At 60.0% G+C, this 13,075-nt stretch carries 12 protein-coding genes; 7 read left to right on the top strand and 5 right to left on the bottom strand.

Annotated elements, in window-relative coordinates; genetic code table 11:
- Positions 1–80: 80 nt before the first annotated feature.
- From GY33_RS0114895 to GY33_RS0114875, 5 genes are all read right to left on the bottom strand, one after another.
- Positions 81–935, bottom strand: a complete 855-nt coding sequence (locus GY33_RS0114895) for a DUF3426 domain-containing protein (RefSeq protein WP_031388095.1) — start codon at positions 933–935, stop codon at positions 81–83.
- Positions 936–1,022: 87 nt separating this feature from the next.
- Positions 1,023–1,553 carry a hypoxanthine phosphoribosyltransferase gene (gene hpt, locus GY33_RS0114890; RefSeq protein WP_031388094.1) on the bottom strand — a complete coding sequence of 177 codons (531 nt, stop codon included), beginning with the start codon at positions 1,551–1,553 and terminating at the stop codon, positions 1,023–1,025.
- A 203-nt stretch (positions 1,554–1,756) separates the two neighbouring features.
- Positions 1,757–2,233, bottom strand: coding sequence for an N-acetyltransferase (locus GY33_RS0114885; RefSeq protein WP_031388093.1), 477 nt, complete (start codon positions 2,231–2,233; stop codon positions 1,757–1,759).
- On the bottom strand, positions 2,230–2,712 hold the full coding sequence (locus tag GY33_RS19975; RefSeq protein ID WP_161788483.1) for a TlpA family protein disulfide reductase: 483 nt from the start codon (positions 2,710–2,712) through the stop codon (positions 2,230–2,232). Before GY33_RS19975 ends, GY33_RS0114885 begins: the two co-directional genes overlap by 4 nt.
- 45 nt (positions 2,713–2,757) lie before the next feature.
- A complete protein-coding gene (locus tag GY33_RS0114875) occupies positions 2,758–5,214 on the bottom strand; it encodes a homocysteine S-methyltransferase family protein (protein WP_031388091.1) in 2,457 nt (818 codons plus the stop codon).
- 279 nt (positions 5,215–5,493) lie between these two features.
- On the opposite strand from GY33_RS0114875, the gene GY33_RS0114870 reads away from it, so the two are divergent.
- From GY33_RS0114870 to tkt, 7 genes are all read left to right on the top strand, one after another.
- Positions 5,494–6,669, top strand: coding sequence for a sigma-70 family RNA polymerase sigma factor (locus tag GY33_RS0114870; RefSeq protein ID WP_084185202.1), 1,176 nt, complete (start codon positions 5,494–5,496; stop codon positions 6,667–6,669).
- Positions 6,653–7,426, top strand: coding sequence for an HD domain-containing protein (locus GY33_RS0114865; RefSeq protein ID WP_031388089.1), 774 nt, complete (start codon positions 6,653–6,655; stop codon positions 7,424–7,426). Before GY33_RS0114870 ends, GY33_RS0114865 begins: the two co-directional genes overlap by 17 nt.
- A 93-nt stretch (positions 7,427–7,519) precedes the next feature.
- A complete protein-coding gene (locus GY33_RS0114860; protein ID WP_051822686.1) occupies positions 7,520–9,229 on the top strand; it encodes a tetratricopeptide repeat protein in 1,710 nt (569 codons plus the stop codon).
- Positions 9,230–9,314: 85 nt separating this feature from the next.
- Complete coding sequence (locus tag GY33_RS0114855) at positions 9,315–10,064, top strand: hypothetical protein (RefSeq protein WP_031388087.1); 750 nt, start codon at positions 9,315–9,317, stop codon at positions 10,062–10,064.
- A 94-nt stretch (positions 10,065–10,158) separates the two neighbouring features.
- Entirely contained in the window at positions 10,159–10,542 is a 384-nt protein-coding gene (locus GY33_RS0114850) for a hypothetical protein (RefSeq protein WP_051822685.1), read from the top strand.
- Positions 10,543–10,566: 24 nt separating this feature from the next.
- The gene (rpiB, locus tag GY33_RS0114845) at positions 10,567–11,016 is read left to right on the top strand and encodes a ribose 5-phosphate isomerase B (RefSeq protein ID WP_031388085.1); all 450 of its coding nucleotides are present in this window, start codon (positions 10,567–10,569) and stop codon (positions 11,014–11,016) included.
- 15 nt (positions 11,017–11,031) lie between these two features.
- Positions 11,032–13,017: a transketolase gene (gene tkt / locus GY33_RS0114840; RefSeq protein WP_031388084.1), complete on the top strand. Its 1,986-nt coding sequence runs from the start codon at positions 11,032–11,034 to the stop codon at positions 13,015–13,017.
- Positions 13,018–13,075: the final 58 nt, after the last annotated feature.

Genomic DNA, 13,075 nt, shown 5'->3' with positions numbered 1-13,075 from the left:
AGGGGGAGGCGGGTTACGTAGGGGCACGGCGCGCCGTGCCCCTACGGGGAGCATTATCCGTAAAAAAACAAAACGAAGATCTACCTCGGCGGGTGCTGGGCGCCGATGACTTTCAATCCGTATTCCTGAACGGAATCCGGAGGATTGGGAAAAACAACCATGAACTGAACGTCCATTCCGGGACGAACGTTGGTATTGTTGGTCAGGATGCCGACCCGTGCGTTCAAGGCCGCATCCAATTCCTGCTCCGAAAGGATCTGGAGCTGAAACAGGGAGACGGTGTTGCCGGCTAAAAACTCCCGGCGTTCCACGACCTGTCCGGCGGCATCGAACAAACTGGCCTCAATGCGGAACAGTTCCATGGGAGTCGGAAAATCGTTGCGGGCCTTGCCTTCGATGACGAACAACTGGCCGATTTTCTCGTTGGTGACAAAATACTGGCGCACGTTCTGCAATGAAACCAAGTGCACGTCTTCCGGGCCGAGCGTTTTCGGCTCCTCGACCTGCTCGGGTTCGGAGGAACCGAACCAGGACGAAAAAGTATCCACGGCCCCCTGGGAATACAGAAACGCCGCCAAGGCGATGATCGCGACAACAAGACCGGCCACGACATAGGTCACAGTCTTGTTCTTCGGCTCTTCCGAGGGCTGAATCTCCACGGAATAGCCGTCCTCGCCGCCCTTGCTCCGCCCCTTGCCGTCCTCCTCGGGCTCTACCTCGTCCAACCAGTCGAAGTCGTCCTTCTGAGCCTGATCCAGGTCATGCTCCTGGGCCTGTCCCTGGGTCTGTTCGGACGTGACGTCGAACTCCGCACCCGGCTGGGCGACGAAAAAGACATGGTCACAGCGGATGCACCGAACCTTCGACCCATCCGGACCAATAACGGATTCGTTCAGGTTGTATTTGGTGTCGCAGTTAGGACATTGGATCAACATCGTTTTTCCCCTCGTATTCCTCTGATCATCCCGAGTTTTTCACGCGTCGGTTCACATGCACAATAGGGACCAGTGGGAGTGTGCCCCCTAACAAACGTCCGCATTCAAGGTATAGACCGCCGGGAGATGACGGTAGCGTTCCGCGTAGTCCAGTCCATAGCCGATCACAAAGCCCTCGGAAAGCACGAAGCCCGGAAAATCCACGGTCACGTCGACTTCCCGCCGCTCCCGTTTGTCGATCAATGCGCAGACGCGCAGACTTTTCGCGCCGCGCATCCGCAACACGTTCAGCAGATACAAGGCGGAATGGCCGGTATCCACGATGTCGTCCACCACCAGGACATGCTTGTCCTGCACGGGGAGCTCCATGTCCTTGGTGAACAGAATCCGCTCCTTGCGTGAAGTCTGCGCACCGTAACTGGCCAAGCGGACAAAATCCACTTCCGGTTCGATGGGCATGGCCCGCACCAGGTCGGCGAAAAAGATGAACGCTCCCTTGAGCACGCAGACCATGACCAGCGGCTCCTCGCCGTAATGTTCGGAAATGTTTGCTCCAAGTTCCCGGACTCGCTTGGCAATGGCCTCGGCGTCAATGATCAGTTGCATGGATGTGGTCATGGAGTGCTCGGAAAAAATTTTCTTTTGAAAACGTTGAAAACTAGGACCTACATTAGCACATAGGATATATTGTCTTTCTCCAGCACTGGATTCCGGCCTTCGCCGGAATGACGTCTCGTTCCAAGTCGTTTCCGATTCAGCCATACCGGCGCATGCCGGTATCCAGTCTGCTTTTCCTCCGATGAGTTGAGCAGTTACGAAAACTACATGTCAATGGCCATGGCGATTTCGTCGCAGTCCGGGAACTTGGGGCAGTGCAGACAATCGGCCCAGACCTTCTGGGGCAGGTTGTCCTTGCTGACCACCTGAAATCCGATCCGCTCGAAGAACGTCGCCTGATAGGTCAAGGTGAAAACCCGGTAAATGCCCAGGGTGATGGCGTCGCTCAGACACGCTTCCACCAATCGTCTCCCCCAACCCTGGCCTCGGCACTCCGAGACCACGGCCAGGGAACGGACCTCGGCCAAATCCTCCCAGGCGATGCTCAAGGCGCAGCACCCGAGAATCGCCCCGCCCTGGCTCGGGGCCAGGACGAAAAAGTCCCGCAGATGGCTGTAAAGTTGATTATAGGAGCGCGGCAACAGCAGGCCCTGCTTGGAACAGTCCATCAGCAATCCATGGATGGTGCGGACATCCTGAATCCGGGCCTTGCGGATGTAAATCGCGGAAAGTTCGGTCATGGGGCGATCAAACGGCCAACTTCCTGGCACAGTGTTTCGGGTGATGTCAGGCCTTCCTCGACGATAACCAGTTCTCCGGCCGCGTCGTAGACATGCAGCAAAGGAATGGCCTGTACGCCCAACTCGGCGCCAAAACCGTCCTCGGCAAGGGAAATTGGGTAGTTCAACTGATTGACCTTCAGAAAACTGCGCAACGTTTCCGGGTTAAAGTCCAGGGAAATACCGAGCATGGCCACCTCTTCCTCGGAAAACCTGTCCCGGCATGCCATCAGCGCCGGTAATTTTTTGCGGCATGGTCCGCACCAGGTGGCCCAGAAATCCACGACCACCACCTTGCCTCTCTGCTCAAGCAAAAAGTCGCCAAACCCCTGAACGTCCATCACCGGCATATCAGTGCTCCCACTGGCCCAGCAGACCCGATACGGAATCAGGGCAACCAAAGCCAACAACAGGAGCGTGGGAAGAAGCAGTGTTTTCATGTCCATTTCCCTTATCCCTTATGCCGGAACAACGAACAGCGGCGATCAAGAAACCTCGGCCCGGTTCCGACCGTGCTCTCCAAGCAATTTGGCGGCCAGACGAACCGCGGCCACGGCGTCCGGGGCGTACCCGTCCGCGCCGATGGATTGCGCGAAGTGCTCCGTGACCACGGCCCCGCCCACCATGACCTTGGTGGAGAGGCCGAGTTCCTTGACCATCCGGACCGTATCTTCCATGCGGACCATGGTCGTGGTCATCAGCGCGGACAAGCCGATCAGACCGGCCTGTTTGTCCTGGGCGGCCCGGACGATGGTCTCGGCAGGTACGTCCTTGCCCAGATCGTGTACCTCGAATCCCATGTTGCGCAGCATCAGACAGACGATGTTCTTGCCGATGTCGTGAATATCCCCTTCCACCGTGGCCATGACGATCCGAGCCCGTTGCGCGTCGCCCGCGTCCTCCTGGAGCAAGGGCGTCAGCCGATCAAAGGCCCGTTGCATGGTCTCCGCGGAAAGGATCAATTGGGGCAGAAAAAATTCGCGGGTTTCATACCGCCGCCCCACTTCCATGATCGCCGGGATCAACTCCTCGTCCAACAATGTTCCAGGCCGGGCTCCGTCCTGCAAGGCCGCTTCCAGGAGGTCCAGAATCCGGTCCTTGTCGCCCTGGATCACCGCTTCCCCAAGGGTCAAAGCGGGCTTTGCCGCAAGGCCGCCTTTTACCGCGGCCCCGGAACCCGCGGCCGCCCCTCCCCCGGCGCTCCAGTCGGCGTAGCCTCCGACAAAGGTCTTGGCCTGAGCGTCCCGGGCCAGCAGCACTTCCCCGGCGGCCAAAGCTTCTTGTACACGCCGCGCCCCTGGATGGGCAATGACCGCGCAGAGGCCATGGGCCATGGCCATGGTCAAAAACGTGCTGTTCAGCAGCTCCCGGGCCGGTAGGCCGAAGGAAATATTGGACAGGCCGATCACCGTGGGCAGGTTCCACTTTTCCCGACAAGCCCGAATGGTCCGCAGACAGTGCCTGGCGGACTCCGGCTTGGAGGAGACGGTCAGGGCCAGGGCGTCCACCATGATCAGACGCCGGGGAATCCCGAGGTCCTCGGCCCGTTGCAGTAGATTCTCGATGATCTTCAGCCGTTGGGACGCGGTTTCAGGCAGATCGCTGCCGGCCAGGGGCAAGAGGATGAACGGCGCGCCATAGGTCCGGCAAAGCGGCCCCAATGCTTCCATCCGGCCGCTCTCTCCGCTGATGGAATTTACCAGGGGCGACCCCGGATACCGGCGCAAGGCCGCTTCGATGGCTTCCGGCTTGCTGGAATCGATGCTCAAGGGCGTGGGGAAACGGGCGGTCAGGGTGGAGACGAGGTCCGGCAGCAGGACGGTCTCGTCCACCATGGGCGCACCGACGTTGACGTCCAGCACCCCGGCCCCCTGGGCGATCTGCTGACCGGCCATGTCCAGGGCCAGACCGTGTTCCCCGGCCTGAAACTGGGCCGTCAACTGCTTTTTGCCCGTGGGATTGATCCGCTCGCCGATGATCACCAACGGCTCTCTCGGCCCGATGCAAACCGAAACGGCCCTGGAGGTCAGGATAAGATCCGGTCCCTCGGTCACATCACGGGCCTTGAGCGAAGCGACGTCCACGTCTCGCAAAGCCAGAGCCATGGCTCGAATATGGTCCGGACTGGTGCCGCAACAGCCTCCGACGCCCTGAACGCCCAAAGCCGGAAAACGGAGCATTCGCTCGGCAAAGGGGTGGGGTTGCAGCGGAAACACCGTCTTTCCGTTCTCCAGGATCGGCAGCCCGGCGTTGGGCTGAACCAAAAGCGGCGTGGTCGCCCGGGGCAGCATGGCTCGGATGATTTCCTCCAGGCCTTCAGGACCGAGGCTGCAATTGGTTCCGATCAGGTCCACCCCAAGATTCTGCATGGTGTCCAGAAAGGTCAGCGGCGAGGTGCCGGTCAAGCTGGAACCGGACTCAAAGGTCATGGAAACGGCCACGGGAAGGTCGCAAACCTGGCGGGCCGCCACCACGGCCGCCCGGATCTCGCCCAGGTCGAACTGGGTCTCGATCTGGATCAGGTCCGCGCCGCCTTGGGCCAGCCCGGCGATCTGTTCCGCGAAGGCGTCCACCAGCTCCGAAAAACCGACCTTGCCCAACGGCGCCAGCAGCTCTCCGGTGGGACCGACGCTGCCGGCCACGAAGCCCTTGTCTTTGGCGGAACTCCGGGCCGTTTCGGCCATCTTGCGGTTGAAGGAGCGCGGGTCGAGATCAGGAGGCAGCTTGAACCGGGTCCCGCCGAAGGTATTCGTGGTCAAAAACATCGCCCCGGCGTTCAGATAATCCTCATGAATCCGAGCGATCACCTCCGGATTACGGTCCCCGAACTCTTCCGGCGATTGCCCGGGTTGCAGCCCACGGGCCTGAAGTTGCGTTCCCATGGCCCCGTCGAACAGAAGTATTTTTCCGGATTGAATCAGCTCCCTGACCTTTTGACTCATTATGGTTTTGCTCCGATTTCAATAACTCTATAAAAGATAAGCGCGATGTCGAGGCTGCGGAGGTTATCCCCAGAGCCGGCGAAGCCTCGCATTATCGAGACGTTACCCCGAAAAAGGAACGCTTACTGAAAAACATTGAAAAGGACAAATAAAAAATATAGGATTACAGATCATGACCGTGGGACCCAAGCCACCGGAACCCTTCGTTTCACCCGCCGCGGACCAACCGCACCCGATGCGCTCCCACCAGAACGGACCGAGCAACCGGACACTTCCCGCATGAAGCAAAAGACTCGAGTCACCACGACCGCGACTGCTTCCAGGGGCTCAGCCCAACGGAAGCAGGGTTTTCACCACGCCGAACTATCGGATGACGTGGCGGACGACTTGGCGACCAACGCGTCTGAAGACGTGTCGCACGACGCGGTTGACCCCGAAGTCGAACTGGATATTGAATCCGAAATTCGACCCGAGCCAACCCCTAAGGCAAAGTCGGAAAACGACTCCGATGCCGCTCTTGACGACGATCCCGAGATCACTGGGGCTCCCGGGCCCATCGACCTTTCCCTGACGCCCTCCTCCCCGGCGATCCGGGACTCAATGCAGCTTTACCTGCGGGAAGTGAACCGTTTTCCAATGCTCAAGCCGGATGAAGAGTTCACCCTGATCCGCCAATACCGGGAGCAAAAAGACACTAAAGCCGCGTTTCGGCTGATCTCTTCCCACCTGCGTCTCGTGGTCCGCATCGCCATGGACTTTCAACGCAGCTGGATGCAAAATATCCTGGACCTGATCCAGGAAGGCAACGTCGGCCTGATGAAGGCCGTGCAGAAGTTCGACCCGGAACGGGGCATCAAGTTTTCCTACTACGCTTCATTCTGGATCAAAGCCTACATTCTCAAGTTCATCATGGACAATTGGCGCATGGTCAAGGTCGGCACGACCCAGACCCAGCGCAAGCTCTTCTACAACCTCGGCAAGGAACGACAACGCCTGCTCAATCAGGGCTTTGACGCCAGCACGGCTTCCCTGTCCAAAAGCCTCAACGTCAGCGAACAGGACATCACGGAGATGGACCAGCGGCTGGGCAGTTCGGACATGTCCCTGGACGCTCCGTTTTCCGAAGACACCAGCATGACCCGCATGGACATGCTGCCCGCGCTGAGCACGCCCGTGGAGGACCTCCTGGCCGAAGAGCAAATGGTCGTCCTGCTCAAAAAGCAAATCAAGAAAATGATGCCCGAACTCAACGACAAGGAGCGGGACGTCCTGGAACAGCGCTTGATGAACGAGGAGCCCGTGACACTTCGAGAGATCGGAGAAAAATACAATATCACCAGGGAACGGGTCCGGCAGATCGAGGCCCGTTTGATCGAAAAAATCAGGGAAAATTTCTCACGGAACCTGGCAACCGCGACCAATAAAGGAACGGAAGACCATGTTGAAAGAACTTGAGTTGGTGAAGCAAGAGGCCAAAAGTCTGGCCGGCGTTCAACCTCCGCCGCGTTTTTACGACCGCTTCGCGCCGGAGTTGGCCTTTTCCAAGGAATTGTTTTTTGATCACCCCTTGGTTATCCGATGTTGCGAAGACGTTCTGCCGTTTCTCGCCGACGACTACGGCCACGGAATCGATCATGCCAAAAAGGTCGCCGTGGAGTCCGGGGCCATTGTCTTGGCCGAGGCCCGGGCCTGGGGCATGGATCAGGCCAGGCATCTGTGTCTTTTGGCGCAGTTGAGCGGACTGCAGCACGACATCTGCCGCCTGGAACCGGAACACGCGCTCCGGGGAGCCGAACTCTCCTTTCAAATTCTGGCCGATTTCCCCTTGACGGACAGGGACAAGGCCATGATCGCCTTCGCCATCCGCAACCATGAGGCCTTCCGCCCCATGGAAACCTCTTTCGATCATCTGGAAGAACTACTGGCGTCCTGCTTGTACGACGCGGACAAATTTCGGTGGGGACCGGACAACTTCGGCACCACGCTCTGGGAGATCTGCGACTACGAGGAATGGTGTCTGCGGGAGATCCTGGCAAAATTTCCGGAGGGCGTCGAACGCATCCGGTCCATAGCGAACACCTTCCGCACTGAAGTTGGAAAGACGTTCGGCCCGGAATTCATCGAAATGGGCCTCCATCTCGGCAATCGACTGTACACGCTTTTACAACGGCAATGCCCATCCCAGGACCAAGCCATGTCCGCGACGAACTGATCAGCGCGCCCATTCGGATCAAGTGCGCCCTTCATGACCCATCGCATTCCGATCCGCTTCGTCAATTTGCTCCGTAACTAAGGATTTATCTCCGTGACCGACCATTCGCCGCTGAAGTGTCTTTTTTTGCTGTTCGGCCTGGCCTTCGCCTTTTCCATGACCGCATGCGCCCCGAAGGTTGCATTCATTCCGGAACCGTTTCCGGCCGCGACCATCGCCGACCCGGAAGAGGAACTGACCCCCTCGGCTCAGGCCGTGCTGGCCTACCTGAAAGCCCAAGACCTGGCCCGCACGGACGACCAGCAAAGCGCCCGAGAAGCCCTGGCCCTGGCCCTGGACCTGGACCCTTCGCCCTTTTTGGCAATGGAACTGGCCAACTCCTACTGGCGGGAAGGCCGGAACGCTGAAGCCAGGACGGTTTTACGCCGCTCCATGGAGTCGTTCCCCGAGAATCAAACCCTGCCCTCCGCTCTGGTCAACACCTACCTTGCCGACGACATGGTGGAGGAGGCCATCGCGACCATGGACGACTACCTGCGAAGCCACCCTCGGGATTGGGCCATGCGCCGGAGCATGGCCGCCTTGCTTTTGCAGTATTCCCGTTTTTCTCAAGCCGCGGACGTGCTTCAGGTCATCCCTGAATCAGAACGGACGGCCGAGGTATTGCTGCTGCTGGCCAGAAGCAACTCAGGCCTCGGGTTGGTCCGCCAGACGGAAGAGTTTCTCAAGCAAGCACTGGAACAAGACCCGAATTTCCTGGAGGCCATGGCCGAACTGGCTTTTTTGTATGAAAGCGAAGGCGATCTGGTTCAAGCCGAGGAGACGTACCGCCACATTCTCGATCTCCGCCCGGATGCGGACGAAATCCTGCTGCGCATGGTTCAGGTCAACATCAAGCTGAACCAACCGGACAAGGCGCTTTCCTTCGCCCTGGGGCAGGAGGGGCGCGAAAGCTTCATCCTGGAAGTCGCATTGCTCTTCATCCGCGAAAACCTGTTTCAGGAAGCCGACGCCGTGCTCGACACCCTGCCCGATGAGGACGGCTTGCCGGAGGCCGACTTTTACCGCGCCTTGGTCGCCTACGACGGGGATAATGATCCGGAACAAGCCCTGTTTTACCTGGGCAGGATTCCGGTGGACCATCCGCACTACGCCCGAGCCCTGAGTTTTCAGGGCTATCTGCTGCTGCAGCTGGATCGCCACGAGGACGCTCGTCAGCTGGCCCGGGAAGGCCAAAACCTGTTTCCGAACATGAGTGACTTTCTGCTGCTGGAGGCTGAAATTCTGCTGGGCGAGGACGAGACTTCCCAGGCCTCGAGTCTGTTGGAAATCGCCCGCCAAAAGTGGCCCGGAGACACCGACGTGCTCTACCGCCTGGGGTTTCTTCAGGAACAAATGGACCGACGCGAAGACGCCCTGGGAACCATGGAAGAAATCATCGTCCTGGATCCGGACCATGCCGAAGCCCTGAACTTCATCGGCTACACCCTGGCCGAGGAAGGGCGCGACCTGGAACGTGCCCTGGTGCTTATCGAACGCTCCCTGCAACTCAAGCCCGGTAGCGGCCATATCATCGACTCCCTGGCCTGGGTGCATTTCAAGCTGGGCAACCTGGACCTGGCCTGGCGGCACATCCAGTCCGCGGTGGAAATCATGGGCGACGATCCGGTCATCTGGGAACACTACGGCGACATCGCCGCGACCCTTGGGAAAGCCGCCGAAGCCCGCAAGGGCTACCGCAACGCCCTGCGCTTTCAACCCGAAAACCCTGACGCGATACAACAAAAGTTGAACGCGCTTTGAAAGTCGATCCGCGCCAAGAGGGCCGCCCCTCATGATTTGTGTCTTCCGCGTCGTTTCAGGAATTAGGCATCGACTACTTCTGACTTTGACCGCTTTTGCCCTGCTGAGCGCTTGCGGACCAAAGCCGCCTCTCCCCGGATATGACGATCCGGATCGTGTCTCGATCGTCTGGTCGTTGTTCCAGGCTTCATTCGTTCAGAGCTGCCACCCCGAAGATTTCTCCCTACGGGCCAGCGTCAACTTCTCCGCTCCGGACCGGCACTCCCGACTCATTGTTTCCATGTGGGGTCGGACGGACTTTCCTATCCGCTTGGACGTTCAGGCCGGCGTGGGCGCCATGCTGGCACACTGGCGGGAGGATCACGGCGAATGGCTTGGGTATCTTCCCTCATCCGGGGAGGCTTACGTCGCGGAAACGGTCCTGGAAGGCGCGAGGACCACGGGGCTGTTCATGCCGGTGCGCCTGGCTGCCCTGGCTCAGCTCTTGCTCGGATGTTGGCAAGCTCTGATCCCTTTGGAATACGAGGCCGTCCGCCTGGCTGACGATACGCTGGAATTTGATGTGGCCGGGCATTCCATGCCCCTGACCCTGACCCTGGCCTTTGACGGACGGCCAGTGTCCGTACGCGGTCCGGAACACGGCGGTTGGACCGTGTCCGTGGATCAGTGGGAAAGCGACCCCCCTTCCAGGCCCCGCCGCATCAGCCTGATCCAGGGAGATCAGTCCGCGGTGATCCGCGTCCAGCGTCTGGAAACCAACGTCGAGCCGTGGCGGGCCGAAGACCTGCGACTGGACGTGCCCCCCGGTTCCACCGTATGGACCGTCCCCGATTGAGCTCAACGGATTGAGCCAAACCGCGACCTTCGTTCGCCTCATGACCCGCGAGGAATACAAAAGCAGACCGAAACCGCTCACAATGGAGAGCACCATGACGACCACGACCTCCCCCGACGCCACGAACATTCCCTTGCACCGTTCGTTCTGGCTGGGCCTGAAAGTTCTTGGCAGCGAACTGACCTGGCTGTTCCTGCTTACCCTGCGTAACTGGGAAATCGCGCAACTGCGCAAACGGTTGCGCCAGGAATACCATGCCCTGGGCATGATCGAAGCCGCCGGAGCCGGTCTGGAGGTGGCCAAGAACGACCAGGAGTTGAACATCTTCGACGAAAAGGAACTGGCCATCAAACAGGTCGCGTTTCTACTGGATGAGATCGAATTTCTGAAGGCACGGTTGAAGGAAGAGCGAATCGAATACGTCCAACGCCGCGTCCAAAAATGGAAACTGCCCGCCGACTCATCAACCACTTCATGACCTCAACTGAGCAAGGAGAAGCATATGTCGTCATCTACGGTCGTCATCGGTTCCGACCATGCCGGATTTGATCTCAAAACCGCCGTCACACGCCATCTGCAAGAAGCGGGCTTCGAGATCAAGGACCTGGGAGCACGCTCCAAGGAGTCCTGCGACTACCCTCTCGTGGCCGGCGACGTCTGCCGGGAAGTCCTGTCCTCGGGACATCTCGGCATCCTGATCTGCGGCACGGGCATGGGCATGAGCATGGCCGCCAACCGCTTTCCCGGCATCCGCGCGGCCCTGTGCACCAATGAATACCTCGCCCGGATGACCCGGGCGCACAACAACGCCAATGTTCTCTGCCTGGGCTCGCGGGTTCTGGGCGACGAGTTGGCCAAAAGCATCGTCAACGTGTTTTTGGCCGCGAATTTTGAAGGCGAGCGCCATCAGCGCCGCATCGAGCAGATCGAAACCCTGAACGCCAATTCATAAGAAAGGATCACCACCATGAACACCAGCGAACCGAATCAACGCGCCGTCAACGTCATCAAGGGACTGGTTATGGACGCCACCCGCAAGGCCAATTCCGGCCATCCCGGGGGGCCCATGTCGTCCGCGGACATGGCCTATGTCCTGTTCCATGAGTTCCTGCGCCACGATCCCCGGGACCCGGCCTGGTTCAATCGGGATCGCTTCGTGCTTTCCGCCGGGCACGAGTCCATGCTGCTCTACGGCCTGCTGGCCCTGGTCGGGCACCTGAACATCCAGGATCTTCAAGATTTCCGCCAGCTGGGCAGCCGAACTCCGGGCCACCCCGAAGAACACATGACCCCCGGTGTGGAAGCCACCACCGGCCCCCTGGGCCAGGGCCTGGCCATGGGCGTGGGCATGGCCGTAGCGGAGCGGATGCTGGCCGCCCGTCTCGGCACGGACGTGGTGGACCACTCCACCTATGTTCTGGCTTCGGACGGCGACATGCAGGAACCGGTGGCCCTGGGCGCGGCCAGTCTGGCCGGACACTGGGGGCTGGGCAAACTGATCGTGTTCTACGACAGCAACCAGATTCAGCTCTCCGGACCCACCAACCGATCCGACTGCACGGACTACCGCAAGCTCTTTGAGGCGTTTTGCTGGGACGTTCAGGAAGTGGATGGCCACGATCACGACCAGATCCGCGAAGCCATCCGCCGGGCCAAGGCCGAAACCGCCCGCCCCACACTGATCATCGGCCACACGGTCATCGCCAAGGGCACGGCCTCCATGGAAGGGGACTTCGAAACCCACGGCGCGCCGCTCAGCCCGGACGAAATCAAGGCCACCAAGCGCAAGCTCGGTCTACCGGAGGAGGAAACCTTTCACCTTCCCCAGGACGCCCTGGACCACTTCCGGGCCCGCTTTCCGGAACTGGCCAAGGAAGTCGACGCCTGGAAACGGCATGTCCAGGAAAAGAAGACCACGGACGCCGCTTTTGCCCGGACCTGGGATCAACACGTCGCCCCGCCCTCCCATCGTTCCTTCACATGGCCGGAATTGGACGTCACGAAAAAGGTATCAACGCGCAAAGCCTTTGGCCAATGCCTGAACGAACTGATCGCCCAGTTGCCGAATCTGGTGGGCGGCTCGGCGGACCTGGACCCCTCCAACCAGACGACCAAGTTCCGGGACACCACCGGCATCTTCGGTTCGGACAACCCCACCGGGCGCAACCTCAGCTTCGGCGTGCGGGAATTCCCCATGGGCGCCATCCTCAACGGCATCGCCCTGCATGGCGGCCTGGTGGGTTTCGGCGCGACCTTCCTGGTCTTTTCCGACTACCAGCGCAATGCCGTGCGCATGTCCGCCATCCAGAACCTCCCGGTCCTGCACGTCTACACCCACGACTCCTTTTACGTCGGGGAAGACGGCCCGACGCACCAACCCGTGGAGCACGCCTGGTCCCTGCGCCTGATTCCCAATCTCCTGGTGATGCGCCCCGCGGACGTCGTGGAAAGCCGGATCATGATGGAAGTCGCCCTGACCCAGGACAAGCGCCCTTCCGCCCTGCTCTTCACCCGCCAGGATCTCCCGGTCCTGGCTCCGGAGGCATTCCCCCAAACAGCCGAAGGCGCTCGCCGCGGAGCCTACGTCCTGCACGACCCCGCCGACGGCTCCCCGGAAATGCTGATCATTGCCACCGGCTCCGAAGTGCACCTCGCCCTGGAAGCGGCCAAGATGCTTCCGGACCAGAAAATCCGGGTGGTCAGCGCCCCCTGTCTGGAACTGTTCGAGGAACAACCCCAGGCCTACAAGGACGAAATCCTGCCGCCCCGGATTCAAAAACGCGTCGCCGTCGAAGCCGGCCGCTCCGATCCCTGGTACAAATACGTCGGCCTCAACGGAATCGTCCTGGGCCTGGACCACTTCGGCGACTCCGCCCCAGCAAGCGCCCTGGCCAAAAAATACGGCTTCACCCCGGAACACCTCGTCTCAATCATTCAAGCGAAATACGCATAGCCGCCAAACGAGAGCCAATGGGGAAACGAACGACTTCAAGCTTGACAGGCATACCCCT

It is taken from the genome of Desulfonatronum thiodismutans (assembly GCF_000717475.1).
In the GTDB taxonomy this organism is placed as follows: Bacteria; Desulfobacterota; Desulfovibrionia; order Desulfovibrionales; family Desulfonatronaceae; genus Desulfonatronum; species Desulfonatronum thiodismutans.
Note: the sequence above shows the minus strand (reverse complement) of the source record. Positions and strands in the feature narration are given on the sequence as shown.